The sequence below is a fragment of the Sphaerisporangium melleum genome, assembly GCF_014646695.1.
Classification (GTDB): domain Bacteria; phylum Actinomycetota; class Actinomycetes; order Streptosporangiales; family Streptosporangiaceae; genus Sphaerisporangium; species Sphaerisporangium melleum.
The window spans coordinates 50,856-69,465 of sequence record NZ_BMNT01000018.1; the positions used below are offsets into that span (position 1 = coordinate 50,856).

At 74.1% G+C, this 18,610-nt stretch carries 11 protein-coding genes; 9 read left to right on the top strand and 2 right to left on the bottom strand.

Annotated elements, in window-relative coordinates; genetic code table 11:
* Positions 1 to 22: 22 nt before the first annotated feature.
* Positions 23 to 3,100 (bottom strand): AfsR/SARP family transcriptional regulator, encoded by a 3,078-nt coding sequence (locus IEY93_RS17235; RefSeq protein ID WP_189164095.1) that lies wholly within the window; start codon positions 3,098 to 3,100, stop codon positions 23 to 25.
* A gap of 981 nt (positions 3,101 to 4,081) precedes the next feature.
* Between IEY93_RS17235 and IEY93_RS17240 the strand changes: the two genes are divergently transcribed.
* From IEY93_RS17240 to IEY93_RS17250, 3 genes are all read left to right on the top strand, one after another.
* A complete protein-coding gene (locus IEY93_RS17240) occupies positions 4,082 to 4,432 on the top strand; it encodes a hydroxyisourate hydrolase (RefSeq protein WP_189164096.1) in 351 nt (116 codons plus the stop codon).
* 95 nt (positions 4,433 to 4,527) lie between these two features.
* The gene (locus tag IEY93_RS17245) at positions 4,528 to 6,414 is read left to right on the top strand and encodes a 2-isopropylmalate synthase (protein ID WP_203968632.1); all 1,887 of its coding nucleotides are present in this window, start codon (positions 4,528 to 4,530) and stop codon (positions 6,412 to 6,414) included.
* 125 nt (positions 6,415 to 6,539) lie between these two features.
* Positions 6,540 to 9,341 carry a helix-turn-helix transcriptional regulator gene (locus IEY93_RS17250; RefSeq protein WP_189164098.1) on the top strand — a complete coding sequence of 934 codons (2,802 nt, stop codon included), beginning with the start codon at positions 6,540 to 6,542 and terminating at the stop codon, positions 9,339 to 9,341.
* Here the strand turns inward: IEY93_RS17250 and IEY93_RS17255 are convergent.
* A complete protein-coding gene (locus IEY93_RS17255) occupies positions 9,283 to 10,569 on the bottom strand; it encodes a hypothetical protein (protein WP_189164099.1) in 1,287 nt (428 codons plus the stop codon). The genes IEY93_RS17250 and IEY93_RS17255 overlap by 59 nt on opposite strands.
* 181 nt (positions 10,570 to 10,750) lie before the next feature.
* Between IEY93_RS17255 and IEY93_RS17260 the strand changes: the two genes are divergently transcribed.
* The 6 genes from IEY93_RS17260 to IEY93_RS17285 all read left to right on the top strand — a co-directional run bounded on the left by IEY93_RS17260 (position 10,751) and on the right by IEY93_RS17285 (position 18,610).
* Positions 10,751 to 11,434, top strand: coding sequence for a YoaK family protein (locus IEY93_RS17260; RefSeq protein ID WP_189164100.1), 684 nt, complete (start codon positions 10,751 to 10,753; stop codon positions 11,432 to 11,434).
* Between the two features lie 323 nt (positions 11,435 to 11,757).
* Positions 11,758 to 12,948 carry a hypothetical protein gene (locus IEY93_RS17265; protein ID WP_229691221.1) on the top strand — a complete coding sequence of 397 codons (1,191 nt, stop codon included), beginning with the start codon at positions 11,758 to 11,760 and terminating at the stop codon, positions 12,946 to 12,948.
* A complete protein-coding gene (locus IEY93_RS17270; RefSeq protein ID WP_268241561.1) occupies positions 12,945 to 15,482 on the top strand; it encodes a serine/threonine-protein kinase in 2,538 nt (845 codons plus the stop codon). The genes IEY93_RS17265 and IEY93_RS17270 overlap by 4 nt, the downstream gene beginning before the upstream one ends.
* A complete protein-coding gene (locus IEY93_RS17275; protein WP_229691223.1) occupies positions 15,479 to 16,444 on the top strand; it encodes a PP2C family protein-serine/threonine phosphatase in 966 nt (321 codons plus the stop codon). Before IEY93_RS17270 ends, IEY93_RS17275 begins: the two co-directional genes overlap by 4 nt.
* Positions 16,437 to 17,726 carry a vWA domain-containing protein gene (locus tag IEY93_RS17280; protein ID WP_189164101.1) on the top strand — a complete coding sequence of 430 codons (1,290 nt, stop codon included), beginning with the start codon at positions 16,437 to 16,439 and terminating at the stop codon, positions 17,724 to 17,726. Before IEY93_RS17275 ends, IEY93_RS17280 begins: the two co-directional genes overlap by 8 nt.
* Before the next feature lie 2 nt (positions 17,727 to 17,728).
* Positions 17,729 to 18,610: an FHA domain-containing protein gene (locus tag IEY93_RS17285; protein WP_189164102.1), complete on the top strand. Its 882-nt coding sequence runs from the start codon at positions 17,729 to 17,731 to the stop codon at positions 18,608 to 18,610.

Below are 18,610 nucleotides of genomic sequence, written 5' to 3' on the forward strand. Positions count from 1 at the left end.
GCGCGCCCGGCGCCTCGTGCGGTCAGCGGGAGTCGCTGAGGCGCTGGTTGAGCTGGGCGCGCATCTGCTCGGCGACGGGGGCGTCCATCTTGTCGGTCAGGATGAGCGCCTGGTGCAGTGAGTCGTGGGCGGCGTCCTCGTCGCCGGCCGCCTGCTGGGCGTCGCTCAGCCGCATCAGCGTGCGGGCCTCCTGCAGCGGCATGTTCATCTGGCGGAACAGTGACAGGGCCTGCTCCAGGTAGACGACCGCCTGGGTGGCGTCGTGGCGGGTCATGGCCAGTTCGCCGAGCCCGAGTTGCACCCGCGCCTCGACCAGGTGCTCGCTGGAGGTGCTCGCCAGCATCAGCGCCCGGGTGAGCGCGCTCTCGCACTCCGCCAGTTCACCGCGCCGCATGCGCGCCACCCCGAGACCGTGCAGGGCGTACGCCTCGCCGGTGGGGTCGCCGATGTTGCGCACCGCGGCCAGCGCCTCCTCGAACACCTCCACCGCGCGCGCCGGCCGGTCCGACTGCAGGTAGGTGTGGCCGATGCGGTGCAGGACCTGCGCCTCCACCCGCCTGCTGCCGCTCCTGCGGCTGAGCTCCAGTGCCTCCGACAGCATCCGCTGGGCGCCGGGCAGGTCGTCGAACTCCAGCCGCAGCTGGGCCAGGTTGTGCAGCACGTACGCCGAGGCGACCTGGTCGCCGTTGGCGTGGAAGATCTCCAGTGCGCGCCGGTAGTGCGCCTCGGCGTCGGCGAAGCGCCCGCTCAGCCGGTCCAGGAAGCCGATGTTCCTGATGACCAGCGCCGTGCCCTGGTGGTCGCCGACGTCCTCGAACAGCTGCAACGCCGCCTCGAAGTCACAGCGCGCGTCGCCGAACCGCTGCTCGGTGATGTAGAGCGAGCCGCGCGAGTACAGCATCGCGGCCTGCCCGCGCATGTCGATCGCCTGCCGGGCCGCCGCCAGCGCCACCTGGTGGGTCTCCCGCCAGTCGTCGAGGTAGACGCGCGACTCGAACAACGTCACCGAGCTGATCGCGAGGTCCCAGCACAGCGGCACAAGGCCGGCCTGGGCCGCCTGCCGGATGCCGGACACCAGCATCGAGCGCTCGCGCTCGTACCACTGCAGCGGCGAGGCGACGAGCTGGGTGACCAGCGGGTCCGGCAGCGGATAGCGCCGGGCGTCGCTGTGGATCTGCACGTAGTCGCCGCCGTACTCGCGGCGGTGGGCCGCCTCGGCGAGGAACAGCAGCCCGCCGAGCACCCGTTCCAGCGCCGCGTTGCGCTCGGCGGGGGTCTCCTCGGCGGCCAGGCGCTCGCGGGCGAACACCCTGATCAGGTCGTGGAAGCGGTACTGGCTGTGCACGCCGTACCCGATGCCGGTGGTCTCGATGAGCTGGGCGTCGGCCAGGTCGTCCAGCAGGTCCTGCGCCACGGGGAGCGGCTGGTCCAGCAGGGCGGCGCTCACCCAGGCCGAGAAGATCTGCGAGTCCAGGATGGTCAGCCGGCGGAACAGCCGCCGGGCGTCCTCGCTGACGCTGTCGTAGGTCAGCGAGATGCTGGCCCTGATCGCCATGTCGCCGTGCTTGAGCTCGTCGAGGCGGCGGGTCTCGTCGGCCAGGCGGCTGACCAGCTGCTCGATGCTCCAGTGCGGGCGGGCCGACAGGCGGGCGCCGGCGATCCGCAGCGCGAGCGGCAGGTGCCCGCACATGTCGGCCAGCGCCTCGGCGGCCTCGATCTCCGACTGCACCCGCTCGGTGCCGGCGATGTGGGAGAGCAGGTCGACCGACTGGCCGGAGTCGAAGGTGTTCACGTCGACGTGGACGGCGCCCGCGAGGCCGGCGAGCCGGGTGCGCGCGGTCATGATCACCGCGGACGAGGGGCTGCCGGGGAGCAGCGGCAGCACCTGGCTCTCGCTGCCCGCGTCGTCGAGCACGATCAGCATCTTGCGGTCGGCGAGCAGCGCGCGGTACATCTCGGCCCGCTCCTCCATGCCGTCCGGGATGGCGGTGCCCGCCACGCCGAGCACGCGCAGGAAGCGTTCCAGCACCTGCATGGGGCTGGTGGGACGGGAGGCAGCGCCGTGCAGGTCGGCGAAGAGCTGCCCGTGCGGGAAGCGCTCTCCGACGGCGTGCGAGGCGTGCACCGCGATGGTCGTCTTGCCCACGCCCGGCTTGCCGACGATCACGATGATCGGGACGGCGAACCGCGAGCGGTCCTCCGCGGCGAGCACCAGGCGCCGGCGGATGTCCTCGATCTGCGCGGTGCGGCCGGTGAAGTCGGCGATGTCGGTCGGCAGCATCCCGGCGGCGGGCGGCGCGGCCGAGACCGGGGGCGGGCGCACCTCGGCGCGCGCGGGCGGCGGAGGCGGCGCGGCGAGGCTCTCGTCGGAGGTGAGGATCGCGTGTTCGAGCTGCTGCAGGCGCTCGTTGGGCTCGATGCCCAGCTCCTCGATCATCGTCCGGCGGGCGTTGCGGTAGACCTGCAACGCCTCCGCCTGGCGTCCGGAGCGGTAGAGGGCGGTCATCAGCAGGCCGCGCAGCCGCTCGCGCAGCGGGTGCTCCTCGGTGAGCTCGGTCAGCTCGCCCACCAGTTCGTGGTGGCGGCCGAGGTCGAGCTCCAGCTGGATGCAGTCCTCGTTGGCGCTGATGCGGTCCTCGGCCAGCCGGCTGGCCGAGGTCTGCACGAGGGTGCTCTCGATGCCGTCCAGGGCGGGCCCCCGCCACAGCGCCAGAGCCTCGCGGTAGTACCGGATCGCCTCGTTGAGGTTGCGGGACTCGCGGGCGCGGCGGGCGCGCTGGACCAGGCTGTCGAAGCGCTGGACGTCGATCTGGTCGGCGGCGACCCTGATGCAGTACCCCAGCGACTGGGTGGAGATGATGTCGGGGCTGCCGTTGGCCGCGAACAGCCGCCGCAGGGCGGATATGCAGATCTGGACCTGGGATCGGGCGGTGGTCGGCGGCTCGTCGCCGTAGATGGCCTCCATGAGCCGGCCGATCGTGACCACGCGGTTGGCGTCGAGGAGCAGGGTGGCCAGCACGATCTGCTGCCGGATGCCGCCCAGATCGAGTCGCCGGTCGGCGGCGGTCGCCTCGAGCGCCCCAAGAATCCCGAATTGCACTGCATCTCCTCGCAACAAGACTCGCGGCCCATCCGGAAGCTCGATCACCCTCCGATGCGAGAGGTATACAGACGCGTGACGCCAGGAGTTCCGCTCTTGCGTGGACATCGCCCCCGAGCGGCTTATGGCCGGGCCTGGCATGTACGTTCGGCCGCAGATTGGTTACTAATAGCAATGTCACTTATGTCTGGATCGTACAACTATAAGTGATTCGGAGCTATAGAGCGGCTACGCATACTTCTCGCACGCACGGTGTTCGTTCGTCTGTGCAACCCGACTGGGGGGCCTTGGTGATACGGTAAGTGGTCGTCTGTCCCGCTATGGGGTCTTTTACAGGGCGGTAATATGAACGTCTCAACGCGAGGCGTGACCGGATGTGGACGCACGCGTTTCATCGCCGCCGGGGAGCGGTCACGGGCTTGCGGCCGCTCGGCCCCACGGCGGGTCGCCCCGCACCACCGCGTCGGCCGCTCCCGAGCCGGTGCCATCGGCATGGGTGTGACCTCTGCTGCGTGTCGCGGATGCGGTGTTCACCGGCGGATCACCGCCTGAGCACCGTCAACGTAGGAATCTTCGCCATCCACTCCTTATCGGCTCGCTTCTCATCCGCCATCCGGGCAGGTCACAGATGGGCGGGCGCGGCGTTCCCGGCTTGGCCGGCCCGCGCCGCGCGGGCTCGCAAGGCCCGATCGAGCCGCCGCGAATAGCGGGCTGAGCTGGGCGGACGCGCTCGCGGAGCGTCCGGGGACCGGCGGTCGATAGCGGGTGGAAAGCCCACCGATAGCACCCTTCGGCATTCTTACCGTCAAGGCAGGGGACTGGCCGGTGCCGTCGGCGTCCGCCGTCCCGCCGTGCACGCCGGGCCGGTGACGACACCCCCTTCCGGGCAGCGAGCCCGGGCCCGTGCGGGCCGGCGGGACGGCAGGCATGACCGGCGCGCCACACGGTGCTGGGAGCTGTCCGTTGCGGCGGGCACGGCAGATGGGTGTGCTGGAGATGAGTATTACCGCGCAGGCGTTGGACAGCGTCTACGGCCGATCGGCCGCCGGTGTACGTGCCCGCCTGGAGCGCGACGGCCTCGGCGGATGGCATGACCTGGCCGACGCCGAGACCGACAGCGAGGGCCGGATAAGCGAGTGGCGCGACAAGAAGCTCGAGCGCGGGCTTTATCGCATCGTCTTCGACAGCGATTACTACTTCGTCGGTCTCGGAGTCAGCGCCGCATATCCGGAAATCATCGTGACTTTTCGTATGCAGGACGAGACGGACTCCTACCAGATCCAGGTGATGCTGTCGCCGTACTCGTACTCCACCCATTTCCGGATCGCGTGAACGAGCGCATTCCGGCCGTGCCCGTTCACGGTCTCCTCCCTGCAGAGCGGCGCGCGGTGGCAACAGCGGCCAGGGGGGAGATGGGAGTCACGAAGATGACCACAGCGAACACGGCGTCCGCACCCGGCGGCGGGGGCGCCGCGCGGGCCGGCCGCTACCGCCCGTTCCCGGCCGTGGACCTGCCCGGCCGGCGCTGGCCCGGCAACGCCATCACCTCCGCGCCGCGCTGGCTGTCCACCGACCTGCGCGACGGCAACCAGTCGCTCGCCGCCCCGATGACGCCCGAGCGCAAGATGGCGATGTTCGACCTGCTGGTCCGCATGGGATACCGGGAGATCGAGGTCGGGTTCCCGGTCGCCAGCCAGGACGACCACGCGTTCGTGCGCGCGCTCATCGAGGGCGACCGGATCCCCGACGACGTGCGCATCTCGGTGCTGGTGCAGGCGCGCGACGAGCTGATCAGGCGCACCGTCGAGAGCCTGGAGGGCGCGCGGAGCGCCACCGTGCACCTGTACAACGCCACCTCGCCGCTGTTCCGCCGGGTGGTGTTCGGGATGGACCGCGACGAGTGCAAGGACCTCGCCGTGCAGGGCACCCGGCTGGTCGTGAAGTACGCCGACAAGCTGCTGGGCGACTGCGACCTCGGCTTGCAGTACTCGCCCGAGCTGTTCAACGACACCGAGCTCGACTTCTCGCTGGAGGTCTGCGAGGCGGTGATGGACGTGTGGGGCCCGGGGGAGGGGCGGGAGATCATTCTCAACTTCCCCACGACCGTCGAGCGCTCGACGCCCAACGTCTTCGCCGACCAGATCGAGTGGCTGGACCGCCACCTGAGCCGCCGCCGGCACGTGTGCCTGTCGGTGCACCCGCACAACGACCGCGGCACCGGGGTCGCCTCCGCCGAGCTGGCCCTGCTGGCCGGGGCCGAGCGCGTCGAGGGATGCCTGTTCGGCAACGGGGAGCGGGCCGGCAACGTCTGCCTGGTCACGCTGGGACTCAACATGGTCACCCAGGGCGTGGACCCCGGCATCGACTTCTCCGGCCTGGACGACGTGCGGCGCACCGTGGAGCACTGCAACGGGCTGCCCGTCCATCCGCGGCACCCCTATGGCGGCGACCTGGTCTACACCTCGTTCTCCGGGTCACACCAGGACGCCGTCAAGAAGGGCTTCGACGCGCTGGAGCGCGCCGCCGCCGAGACCGGCGCCGCGCCGCGGGACCTGCCGTGGGAGATGCCCTACCTGCCGATCGACCCGCGCGACGTCGGCCGAACCTATGAGGCGGTGGTCCGCATCAACAGCCAGTCCGGCAAGGGCGGCGTGGCCTACGTCATGAGCGCCTGGCACGGCATGAACCTGCCACGCCCGCTGCAGGCCGACTTCGCGCGGGTGGTACAGGCACGCGCCGACGCCGAGGGCGGCGAGATCGCGCCCGGACGGGTCATGGAGCTGTTCGAGCGCGAGTACCTGGAGTACGCCGCCCTGCCCCTCCCACTGGTGTTCGCCGGTGACCCGGTGGTCGCCGAACTGCACTTCGACGGCGACGGGTTCGACCTCGGCGGCGGCCGGTCCGCCCGCGTACAGGCGGTGCGCGACGCGCTCGCCCGGTGGGGGGTCGAGGTGCGCGCCGTGCACCACACCGCACGGGACGTGCCGGTGGCCCGGGAGGCCGGCGCCGAGGTGGCGGTGTACGCCGAGTGCTGGACCTCCGGCGGCGGGCCGAGGTGGGGCGCGGGGCTCGCCGCGGAGCCGGAGGCGGCGGCCCTGGCCGCCGTGCGCGCGGCGATGAGCCGTGCCCGCCTGGACCCGGCCGCCGCGCCGATCCGGCGGCCCGTCACGGCCGCGGCGCCGCAGGAGCCCGTTGCCGGAGTGACGCCGGAGCCGGCTCTTGTGCCCGGCCGGGAGGAGCGGGCGCGTCCGCTCGCGCCCGCGGCGATTCCCGCACCTCGCGCTGCCCGTAAAGCGGCCACGTCGCCGCGATAGCGACTCGATAACAGGCGAAAGGCGCTCCGACTTAGCGTGGCAAATGACACCGAATTCGGACAAGTCCTGACAAATGAAGGGCGCCACGCGGCGACATGTGTTGACGTCGGAGAGGGAGGCTCACGATGAGCCTGATCGAACGGCAGGACGCCGTGGTCTCCTTGGAGGGACTGCTGGCCAGCGCCATCATGGGTAAAGGCCGGGTCGCCCTGGTCAGCGGGACGGTCGCGACCGGAAAGAGCGGTCTGCTGCACTCCTTCGCCGAGCAGGCGGCCGAGCTCGGCGCGCTGCCGATCACCGCGACCGGTTCGCTCGCCGAGCGGGACCTTCCCCTCGGCGTGATCGGCCAGCTCATCCACGACGCTCCACTGGTCATGGAGGAGCGCGACCGCGCCATGGCACTCCTTGAGGAGGGCGCGCGCACCGTCGCGTCCTCGGCCACCGGAAACGAGTCGCTCAACCAGGTCGACGCCCAGATCGTCCACGCACTGTGCACCGTTCTGCTCGAACTGTCCGAACGCTACCCGCTGATGATCGTGGTGGACGACGTCCACCACGCCGACCGCGCATCTCTGCTGTGCCTGGCCTACCTGTCGCGCCGGGTGCGGTTCGCGTCCATCGTCGCCGTCTTCAGCCACTCGACCCACGGCCGGTACGCCGAGAGCTCCTTCCCCACCGAGCTGCTCCGCCAGCCGCACTGCCGTCGTATCCAGCTGTCCCCGCTGTCGCAGGCCGGCGTCATGAGCATGGTCGCCGAGCAGGCCGGCACGGAGGCCGCCGAGCGGTTCGCCGCGGAGTGGTACGGCCTCAGCGGCGGCAACCCGCTGCTGGTCTCCGGGCTGATCGAGGACTACCAGGTCGAGGCCAGGAACGCCGGGCGTCCCCCGGCCGAGCTGGTCCCCGGCGAGGGGTACGGCCAGGCCGTGGTCTCCTGCCTGCACCGCGCCGACCCCAAGATGCTCCAGGTGGCATCCGCCCTCGCCGTCCTCGGCCAGCCCGACGCCCTCGACCGTCTCCTCGGCACCGGGCAGGAGTACGTCAGCCGGGAGCTGCAGTCCCTGTCGGCCGCCGGCCTGCTGTCGCTGGGCCGGTTCCGCCACGAGGTGGCCCGCTCGGCCGTCCTGGCCGAGCTCGACCCCAAGGAGCGGGCCGAGCTGCACCACCGCGCCGCCGTGCTCGCCTACGACGCCGGCGGCTCCACCACCATGATCGCCGACCATATCCTGCACGCCGTCCGGGTGGAGGAGCCCTGGGCCGTCGACGTCCTGGAGGACGCCGCCCGCCACGCCCTGCGCGAGGGCCGGGTCGAACCCGCGGTCGCCTACCTGCGGCTGGCCTGCCGCATCTGCACCGACGAGCAGCAGCGAGTGCGCATCACCACCGCGCTGATGCGCGCCGAGTGGCGGATCAACCCCAGTACGCCCACCGGCCACTTCCCCGAGCTCACCGACGCCATGCACCGCGGGCAGCTGCGGGGCGCCGACGCGGTGATCCTGGCCAAGGCCCTGCTGTGGCACGGCAGGTTCGACGACGCCGAGGAGGTGCTCAAACACCTCGCCGAGGCGGCGGAGTCGGGCGAGAAGCTCGACGCCGACACCATCACCGAACTGGTCGTCACCCGGCCCTGGCTGCGCTGCTCCTACACCCCGTTCCTCGCCCACCTGCCGCAGGTGAGCGGTGAGCAGTCCCGCGCCGCCATCCTGTCGGTCGCGGCCTACCGCCGGCTGGAGTCGGCGATCACCCTGGCGGCCGTGCTCACCCGCGGCCCGCGCGAGGAGATCGTCGCCGTGGTCGAGCGCATCCTGCGCGGGTCCCGCCTGGACGAGATGTCCATGGACACCGTGGAGAGCGCCCTGCTCGCCCTCACCTACGGCGGCCGGCCCGACAAGGCCGCCCCCTGGTGTGACATGTTCATCGACGAGGCGTCCTCCCGCCACGCCCCGAGCAGGCAGGCGCGGCTGTCGGCGATCCGCGCCGAGGTCGCCCTGCGCCAGGGCGACATGCTGGGCGCGGAGTTCCACGGGCGGCTCGCCCTGGACATCATCCCGATGAGCGGCTGGGGCGTCGCCGTCGGCGGGCCGCTGTCCAGCCTGATGATCGCCTCCACCGCGATGGGCAAGTACGACGTCGTCAACGACCTGCTCGACCAGCCGGTGCCCGAGGCGATGTTCCAGACCCGATGGGGCCTGCACTACCTGCACGCCCGCGGCCGCTACAGCCTGGCCACCGACCATCCCCAGCTCGCGCTCAGGGACTTCCAGCGGTGCGGCGAGCTGATGGGCCGCTGGGACCTGGACGTCCCCTGGCTCATCCCGTGGCGGGCCGAGGCCGCCGAGGCGTGCCTGCGCCTCGGACGGCCCGACCAGGCCCGCCGGCTCGCCGAGGAGCAGATCAGGCGGTGCGGCACCGCGGCCCCGCGCGTCCACGGCATCGCCATGCGGCTGCTGGCCGCGACCAGCGAGCCGCGGCACCGTCCCATGCTGCTGCGCCAGGCGGGCGACCTGCTGCAGTCCGGCGGTGACCGCTACGAGCTGGCCCGCGTGCTGGCCGACCTGACCGAGGCGTTCCACGGGCTCGGCGAGTACCGCCGGGCCGGCATGATCGGCGGCCGGGCACGCGCCGTCGCCCAGGAATGCCACGCCGAACCGCTCACCCGGTCGCTCAGCCGGGAGGGCGACGCCGGCGCCGCGCCGGCGCAGAACGGAGCCGCCGAGCAGGCCGACGTCACCGCGATCCTCAGTGACGCCGAGCGGCGGGTCGCGGTGCTGGCCGCGGCCGGGTACACCAACCGGGAGATCGCCGACAAGCTGTACGTCACGGTGAGCACCGTCGAGCAGCACCTGACCCGTACCTACCGCAAGCTCGACATCACCAGCCGGGCGGAGCTGCCCTCGACACTGGAACTCGGGACGTCACTGCCCGCGTGACCCGAAGCTCCCGCAGGGCGCGTGCCGCGCCGGTCCTCCTGGCGAGGTCCAGCGCGGTGCGCGCCGCCCGTGCGCAGCGTTCGGCCTCGTGGGCCTCGGCGTAGGCATGCGCCAGCCGGGCCAGTTCGTACGCCGTGTCCCGGCCGCCCCCCGCGGCCGGGACTTCGCCGATCCCGGGGAACGTGCCGATTTCACCGATTTCGCCTGGTTCGCCCGGTCCGCCAAGCTCACGTTCCAGGATCTCGATGGCGGCGTCCGGGTGGCCGAGGTCGAGCAGGCAGTCGGCGGCCAGCAGCTGGTGCAGCGCCGGCGAGTAGCCCGGCCCGAATCCCGTGGTCTCCTCGGGCTCCTCGCCGGGCGGCTCGGCCGACTCCTCCAGCCGGCGGTGGCACAGGTCCTCCTCCCCGGCCATCGCGTGGCCGAGCGCCTCATGCAGCCGGGACACCGCCGCCAGCCGCGGCGAGGGGACGGCGTGCTCACGCGCCGCCAGGGCCGTCTCCACCACCTCGCGCGGGTCGCTGCCCGGCCAGATCAGCCCCGCCCGTCCGGCCAGGGCGCACGCCACCAGCAGCTCGTCCCCGGCCTCCGCGGCCTCGCGGCGGGCCCGCTCGGACCATCGCAGCGCCCCCGCCAGGTCCCCGGCCTCGTACCGCAGGCGCCCGGTCGCCTCGGCGTCCCGCGCCGCCAGCGCCGGCAGCGCGGCGCGCGCGCTCCGCCCCGCCTCACCGCGGAACCGCTGGACCACGGCGAACATGGCGGCGAGCGCCCCCGCCGGCTCGGCCGGGCGCCGGTCGGGCCGCTCGCACTCGCCGACGACGGCCGACAGGTAGGCCACCGTCGCCGCGTCCGCCCGGCGCGGGTCCTCGATCGCCCGGCCGGTGCGCTCCTCCTCCTCGGGCGTGAACCGGCCCGGCAGCCACGGGACGCCGGTGAGACGATGCCACAGCGCCGTCCCGGCCGGCTCCCCGCTCTCCTGGCCGAACAGCTCGGCTTCCTGGACGCCGAACACCCGGCACAGCAGCTCGCCCTCCAGCGGCCCCGGCCGCCGCTCGCCGGCCTCGAAGGCGCCGATCGCGGCGGTGAGGTCCGCCGCGCGGGGCAGGCGCTCGCGGTCCTCCTCGCCGGCGGCCACGAAGAGCCGGCCGGCCAACTCCTGCCGGTTCCACAGCCGGCCGTGCCGCCAGGCCCAAAGCCGCGCGGCCCACAGCGGGACGTCGATGCCGATCATCGTGCTCCTTTCCGCGCCGTCTCCCGGCGGGCACGGGCCCGCCACCTTTCTCATCCTTCGCCCGCTCCGGCCGGTCCTCATCCCCCGATCTGAGGGGATGGACGGTGCGCGTCCCCGGCCGGGGCGCCACGCCGGGTTACCGTCACAGCACCAAAGGCGCGCGTGCGGAGGAGGGGGATCGGTGCGGCGGGCGGTGACGGGCGGGGCCGACCCGCTGCCGGTGGCACTCGCGGCGCTCACGCTGGTCAGCGGCTGCGTCGACGCGGTCAGCCTGCTGGCCCTCGGGCACGTCTTCACCGCCAACATGACCGGCAACGTGGTGATCCTCGGGCTCGCGACCGCGGGCGCGGACGGCTTCTCGGCCACCGCCTCGCTCACCTCGCTGCTGGCGTTCCTGGCCGGGGCGGTCATGGGCGGCCGGATCGCCGTCCACGCGCGCACCCGCCGCTCCCGCGTCCTTGTGACCCTGGCCGCCGAGTCGGCTGCGGCCGCCGCGGCCGCGGGCGTGGCGGCCCTGATCCCGCCGGACGCCGAGGGACGGCGCCCGCTGGTCATCGCCGTGGTGGCCATCGGCATGGGACTGCAGAACGCCATCGTGCGCATGCTCGCCGTCCCCGACCTGACGACCACCGTGCTGACCAGGACGCTCACCGGCCTGGCCGCCGAGTCCACCCTGGGCGGCGGAGCCAATCCCCGCGCGCTGCGCCGCCTGTCCTCGGTACTGGCGATCTTCGTGGGCGCCTGCGCGGGCGCGGTGCTGCTGCGCTACCTGGCGCCCGGGTGGATCCTGCTCGGCGTCGCCGTCTGCGTCGCCCTCATCGCCACCGGCTACGCCTTCCACCCGGCCTCCTGCCAGGAGCGGTGACCACGGCCGGTGGCCACTGGGAGGCCGCACCATCTGCCGGGAGCGGCCGCCCCGGCACCCGCCGGCTCCGCCCGGGTCGGCATAGCGCACGGAAGGCCGGGTTCGGCGTGGTCAGGGGCGTGCCGGACCGGTCCGCACGGCCGCCGACCGCCATCCCGTCCGGGCCGTGCCACGCTGCCGTGACCCTGGTGTAACCGGTATGTGATCGAATACGAGCCGCCACGTCCCCTGCCGAACGCACGCGGTCCTGCGAATTATGGAAAGAATGTCTATGGAGACGGACGAGAACGTCCCAGCACCGGGGGAGGCGCGGAGCGTTGGGCATGCCTGGGGCCACCGGCCCGCCGATGAGCCTGGAGGGCGTCGACCACGCCTTACGGCGCCGCGTGGAAGAACGCGACCGCATCGCCGGTGACCTGCTCGATCTCGACGCCCACCCCGGCAACCGGCTGCTGTCCGGCATGACCCCCACCGGCGAGACCGGGCGCCGCTGGGAGCAGGCCCAGGCCTCCCTGGTCACCCTGTGGTGGTTGTTCGACGCCTACCGCCGCGTGCTCGACCTCGCGGCGGAGGCCAGGGCCGCCTCCCGCCCTGACCTCGGCCTGCTCACCGCCCTGCTCACCGGCGCCTCGGTCGAGCTCAAGCCGGACGACGTGCCGGTCGAGAAGCGCTCCCTGCTCCGGGCGGCCGGGGAGTGGGTCACCCTCGACACCGTCCTCGCCCGCATGGACCGCACCTACCGGGAGATCGCCGAGACCGCCGGAGCCGTCGACGCCGCGTGGACGGCGCTGCTCCCCGACCTGGACCGCGCCGACGCGGCCCGCCGCGCGGCCGGTGAGCTGCGCGAGTCGCTGGGCGCCGCCGACACCGAGCTCGACCGGCTCGACGCCGAGGCGCGCCGCCTGCGCGCCCAGGTCGCCACCGACCCCCTCGGCTCCGCCGGCCTGGCGGGAGAGATCGCGGCCCTGGCCCGCGCCGCCGAGGCCCGCCGCGCCGCCCTGGAGCAGGCGGCGCGGGTACGCGAGGAGTACGCCGACCGGGCCGCCCGCCTCGCCGGGCGCATCGAGGCGGTGGCCGAGGCCGAGCGGGAGGCGCTGCGCGTCCGCGACCTCGTCCTCGCCAAGATCGACTCCCCGGCGCTGCCCGAGATGCCCGGCCAGGCGCCCGCGCTGCGCGACCGGCTGGCCGCGCTCGGCACCGCCGGGGGCCGCTGGCTGGAGCTGGTGGAACGGCTCACCTCGCTCGAGCGCGGCGTGGAGGAGGCGCTGGCGCACGCCCAGCGGGTCACCGAGTCGATGACCGGCCTGATCGGCCGCCGCGACGAGCTGCGCGGCCGGCTGTCGGCCTACCAGGCCAAGGCGGTGCGCCTCGGGCACGCCGAGGACATCGCCCTCGCCGACCTGTACGGCACGGCCCGCGACCTGCTGTGGTCGGCGCCGTGCGACCTGCGGCGGGCCACTGTCGCGGTCGCCGAATACCAGCGGGCCATCACGCGGATCGGAGCGGCCGGATGACCGGATGCACCCAACCCGGCTGTGCCGGGACGATCGTCGAGGGGTACTGCGACACCTGCGGCATGGCGCCCGCGCCCGCCGCGGCCCATCCGCCGGCCGCCGCCCCCGGCCAGGGGCACTCCCCGCCGTCCGGCCGGCACGCCGCCCCCTCCGGGGCCGCCGGCCCGTACACCGCGCCGCCCCCGGCGGGCCCTGCGGCCCCCGGCGTACCGCCACCCAACGGGGCGCCGCCTCCGCCCGGCGGGCACTGGACGCCGCACGGTGCTCCGCCCGGCCCGCCCGGCCTCGGCACCTCCGGCCACCCCGCCACCGCCTGGCCCTCGGCGCCGCACCCGGCCGCCGGCCGCTCCGGCACCGCCTGGCCGTCGGCCACCGGCTCCGCCGCCCCGGCCTCCGGCGCGGTGCCGCCGTCCGGCGCGAGCGCCCCGTCGGCCGGCATGCCACCCGCCACCATGCCCACCGGGTCGGCCGGCGTCACCGGGGCCACCGGCGGCTCGCGCCGCAGCAGCCGGGCCCGCCGCGGCATGCTCGGCATGGGGCTGGTCGAGGTGCCCCCCGTTCCCTACCGCGACCCGTCCGCCGTCGTGCTCGCCGACCCCGTCGTGCCGGAGGACCGCCGGTTCTGCGGCAACCCCGACTGCGGCAAGCCGGTGGGCCGGCAGCGCGACGGCCGCCCCGGCCGCCCCGAGGGGTTCTGCCCGCACTGCGGCCAGCGCTTCTCCTTCACCCCCAAGCTGCACCCCGGAGACCTGGTCGCCGGCCAGTACGAGGTCAAGGGATGCCTGGCCCACGGCGGGCTCGGCTGGATCTACCTGGCCGCCGACCGCAACCTCGACGGCCGCTGGGTGGTCATGAAGGGCCTGCTCGACACCGGCGACCTGGAGGCGCTGGCCGCCGCGGAGGCCGAGCGGCGCTACCTGACGGCGATGGACCACCCGAACATCGTCAAGATCTTCAACTTCGTCAACCACCCCGACCCGGGCACCGGGACGATGGTCGGCTACATCGTCATGGAGTACGTCGGCGGCGAGCCCCTGCAGGACATGCTGCGCCGCCGGCTGCGCGAGACCGGCAACCGCGAGGCGCTCCCCCCGGCCCAGGTCATCGCCTACGGCCTGGAGATCCTGCGCGCGTTCGGCTACCTGCACGACCGCGGCATGCTCTACTGCGACCTCAAGCCCGCCAACGTCATCCAGGTCGAGGAGCAGCTCAAGCTCATCGACCTCGGCGCGGTGCGGCGCGTCGACGACCCCGACAGCGCCATCTACGGCACCATCGGCTACCAGGCGCCCGAGATCGCCGCCAGGGGCCCCTCCATCCCCTCGGACCTGTACACCGTCGGCCGCACCCTGGCCGTGCTGGCCTTCCCGTTCAGCCCGGCAAGCGGCGGCACGGCCGCCCCGCTGCCCGACATGGGGTCGGTCAACGAGTCCTTCCAGCGGCTGCTGCGCCGGGCGACCGACCCCGATCCCGGCCGCCGCTTCCTGAGCGCCGCCGAGATGTCCGACCAGCTCGTCGGCGTGCTGCGCGAGGTGCGGGCCGCCGAGGAGGGCAGGCCGCACCCGGCGCAGTCGGAGGTCTTCGGACCCGAGCGCGGCGCCGTGGGCACCGATCTGGCCCCGGCCACCACCGGCCGGGCGTTCGCCCCGCTCGACCCGGTCGAGGCCGCCTCGTCGCTCCCCGCGCCGCTGGTCGACCCGCTCGACCCGGCCGCGGGCCGGCTCGCCGGCCTCACCGCGGGCGACCCCGACGAGCTCGCCGGGATGCTGGAGAGCATGCCGCCCACCCCCGAGACCGGGCTCGCCCTGATCCGGGTGCTGAGCGAGCGGGCCAGGCCCGTCCCCGACGACCTGTACAAGGCCGTGGCCGAGGAGCTGCCCGGCGACTGGCGGCTGTGGTGGTACCGCGGCGTCGCCGCGCTGGCCGCCGGGGACGCCGGCACGGCCGCGCAGTTCTTCGACGGGATGTACGCCTGGCTGCCCGGCGAGGCGGCGCCGCGGCTGGCCTTCGCGTTCGCCCTGGAGATCCTGGGCGCGCTCGCCGACGCCGAACGGCACTACGCCGCCATCTGGCGCACCGACCGCTCCTACGTCAGCGCCTGTTTCGGCCTGGCCCGCATCCGGCTCGCCGCCGGCGACCCGCAGGGGGCGATCCGGGTGCTGGACGAAGTGCCGCCCACCTCGATCCACCGGACGGCCGCGCAGGTCGCCGCGGTCGCCGTGGGGGTGCGCGGGCAGGCGCCGGCCGAGCCCGAGCTGGTCGCCGCCGGCGAGCGGCTGGGCGGCCTGAGGCTGGACGCCCGTGACCGCGACGGCCTGGCCTCGGAGGTGCTCGAGAGCGCGCTCGCCCGGTTCGCCACCGGCCAGGCCCGCGCGGGCGGCGGCACGCTGCTCGGCGTCCGGCTGGATGAGCAGGGCGTGCGGGGCGAGCTGGAACGGGTCTACCGTTCCCTGGCCCGGTCGGCCCGCTCCACCGAGGAGCGTCACGTGCTCATCGGCCGGGCCAACGCCGTGCGGCCGAGGACGCTGTGGTGAGCCGCCCCTGCCCGGTGTGCGGGACCACCGTCCTGGCCGGCGAGGCGTTCTGCGAGCAGTGCGGGCACGACATGTCGTTCGTCGAGCCCGCCCCCGCCCCGCCCTCCGCCTTCGCCGTCGCGGCGGCGGCCGGCCGCTCCAGCCCGTGCACGGCGTGCGGGTCCGACAGCGTCGGCTCCGAGGGCTACTGCGAGAACTGCGGCATGCTGCAGCCCACCGGCCGCGACCACATGGAGATCGAGCTCGGCCCGATGGCCGGGGTCAGCGACCGCGGCCTGCGGCACAGCCGCAACGAGGACGCCATGGCGCTGATCACCGCCGGTGAGGACGCCATCGTGGCCGTCGTCTGCGACGGAGTGTCCACCTCGCCCCGTCCCGACGAGGCCTCCCAGGCGGCGGCCGACGTCGCCGCGGCCACCATCGCCAAGCGGCTCGCCGAGGGGGAGGGCCCCGAGAGCGCCACCCGCGACGCGGTGCGGCTGGCGGCCAGCACCGTCGCCTCCGCCGCCCGCCCCGGCGAGGACTCACCCGCCTGCACCCTGGTGTCGGCGGTCGTCGAGCGGCGGCGGGTGACGGTCGGCTGGGTGGGCGACAGCCGCGCGTACTGGCTGGGCGACCACTCATCGCTGCTCACCATCGACGACGCCACCCCGGGCACGCACATGCTCACCGCCTGGCTCGGCGCCGACGCCGGAGAGGTCGTCCCGCACGTGCGCAGCTTCACCACCGACGGCCCCGGCGCCGTCCTGCTGTGCAGTGACGGCCTGTGGAACTACTACCCCGAGCCCGAGGCGCTGGCCGCCACGACGCTGGGCGCCCCGCCACTGGCGGCGGCGCGCCGGCTCGTCCGGCTGGCCATCGAGGCGGGGGGACACGACAACATCACCGTCGCGGTGATCCCGTTCGGACAGGGGGAGCGGGCGGAGACGACGGTGGCATTCCCGAAGGAGAGAAGTGACTGACTTCGCCATTCGTGTGGACCAGAACAAGTACCTGCCCGCGGGGAGCCAGGAGGTCCACGCGATCGTCACGGTCGAGGCGAGCGGCCCGGTGGAACGGGCGACCGCCACGGAGGCGGCCGAGGTGATCATCGTCGACACTTCGGGGTCCATGGCGTACGGCAAGATCGCCGAGGCGCGCAAGGCCGCGCAGGCCGCGATCGACACGCTGCGCGACGGGGTGTACTTCGCCGTGATCGCGGGCGACCACCAGGCGGAGGTCGTCTTCCCCGGCGACGGGCGGCTCGCCCCGGCCGACCCGCGCAGCCGGGAGGCCGCCAAGGACGCCGTCGCCCGGCTGCGCGCCGACGGCGGCACGGCGATGGGCCGGTGGCTGCGCCGGGCCGCCGACCTGTTCAGCGCCCACCAGGTGAGCCACCCCGGCGCGATCAGGCACGCCATCCTGCTCACCGACGGTAAGAACGAGCACGAGCCCGCTCCCGAGTTCGACGCCAACCTCGCCTACTGCGCCGGGAAGTTCGTCTGCGACTGCCGCGGCGTCGGCACCGACTGGGTGGTCGCCGAGGTGCGCCGCATCGGGTCCACCCTGCTCGGCAGCGTCATGGACGTGCGAAGGCCCGAGGAGCTGGAGGCCGACTTCCGCGCCATGACCGAGGCCGCCATGGGCAAGACCGTGGCCGACGTCGCGCTGCGGCTGTGGACGCCGCGCGCGGCCACGCTGAACTTCGTCAAGCAGGTGTCCCCGTCGCTGGAGGACCTCACCGGGCGGCGCACCGACGTCGACGCGCTCACCGGCGACTACCCCACCGGCTCGTGGGGCGGGGAGACCCGCGAGTACCACATCAGCGTGCGGGTGCCCCCGGGCAACGTCGGCCAGGAGATGCGCGCGGGCCTGGTCAGGCTGGTGGTGCCCGACACCGGGCAGGTGCTGGCCGTCGGCAACATCCTCGCCCAGTGGAGCGACGACCCGGCCCAGTCCACCCGGATCAACCCCCGCGTCGCCCACTACACCGGCCAGCAGGAGCTCGCCTCGCTGATCCAGGAGGGCCTGCAGGCACGCAACGCCGGCGACGTCGAGACCGCGACCGCACGGCTCGGCAGGGCGCGCGGCATCGCCCAGCGGGCGGGCAACGAGGAGACCGCCAAGCTGCTCGACAAGGTCGTCGAGATCGATCCCGAGAGCGGGACGGCCCGCCTCAAGCGGGTCGTCGACAAGGCGGACGAGATAGCGCTCGACACGCGCTCGGTCCGCACCGTCCGCATGCGCAAGGACCCGGAGGGCTGAGCATGGCCATCTGCCCTGTGGGACACGAGTCGGCGGACGAGGAGTACTGCGACATCTGCGGCGCGCGGATGACCGGGTCGCCCGCGCCCGGGCCGCATCCGGGCGGGGCCTCCCCGTCCGCGGGGGGCCCGGCGCCGGGGGAGGGCTCCGGTGGCGGGGCGCAGGTGTGCCCCGACTGCGGCGCCGACCGCGACGGCCGGTTCTGCGAGACCTGCGGGTACGACTTCGTGCTCGGCGGCGCACGCCCGGCTCTGGCCGCCGCGCCGCCCCCGGCGGCACCGCCGTCCACGCCGAACGGCCCCGCCGCGCCGTGGCAGCCCGCCCAGCCGACGGGCAACGCCACGCCCGCGCCCCCGTGGCGGCCGGCCCAGCCGGTCCAGCAAGGACGGCCGTCCGGGCAGAACGCCTGGCAGCCGTCCCGGCCCGTCCAGCCCGCCGGGTGGCCGGCCGGCGAGGGCGCCCCGCAGCCGTCCGGCTCCGCGCGGACCGGCTGGGTCGCGGTGATCAGCGCCGATCGGGCCCACTACGACACCATGATCGGCCAGGGCGGGCCGGACGCCGCGCGAGTGGCGTTCCCGCCCTACTGCCCCGAGCGGCGGGTCCCGCTGTCCGGCCCCGAGATGCGCATCGGGCGGCACAGCCAGTCCCGCTCGCTGGTGCCCGAGATCGACCTGTCCGGCCCGCCGGAGGATCCCGGCGTGTCCCACCTGCACGCCGTGCTGCTCGCCCAGCCCGACGGCAGCTGGGAGCTCGTCGACCCCGGCTCGGCCAACGGCACGCTGGTCAACGGCGACTTGCTGGAGGTCAACGTCCCGGTGCCCATCGCCGACGGCGACCGCGTGCACGTCGGGGCGTGGACGCTCATCACGGTGCGGAGGTCCTGA

Bases quoted from the DNA above. Each gene is read 5' to 3' on its own strand.
- IEY93_RS17255 (WP_189164099.1), bottom strand. From the start codon at position 10,569: ATGATCGGCATCGACGTCCCGCTGTGGGCCGCGCGGCTTTGGGCCTGG.
- IEY93_RS17285 (WP_189164102.1), top strand. From the start codon at position 17,729: ATGGCCATCTGCCCTGTGGGACACGAGTCGGCGGACGAGGAGTACTGC.
- IEY93_RS17265 (WP_229691221.1), top strand. From the start codon at position 11,758: ATGCCTGGGGCCACCGGCCCGCCGATGAGCCTGGAGGGCGTCGACCAC.
- IEY93_RS17240 (WP_189164096.1), top strand. From the start codon at position 4,082: ATGGGTGTGCTGGAGATGAGTATTACCGCGCAGGCGTTGGACAGCGTC.
- IEY93_RS17245 (WP_203968632.1), top strand. From the start codon at position 4,528: ATGACCACAGCGAACACGGCGTCCGCACCCGGCGGCGGGGGCGCCGCG.
- IEY93_RS17270 (WP_268241561.1), top strand. From the start codon at position 12,945: ATGACCGGATGCACCCAACCCGGCTGTGCCGGGACGATCGTCGAGGGG.
- IEY93_RS17250 (WP_189164098.1), top strand. From the start codon at position 6,540: ATGAGCCTGATCGAACGGCAGGACGCCGTGGTCTCCTTGGAGGGACTG.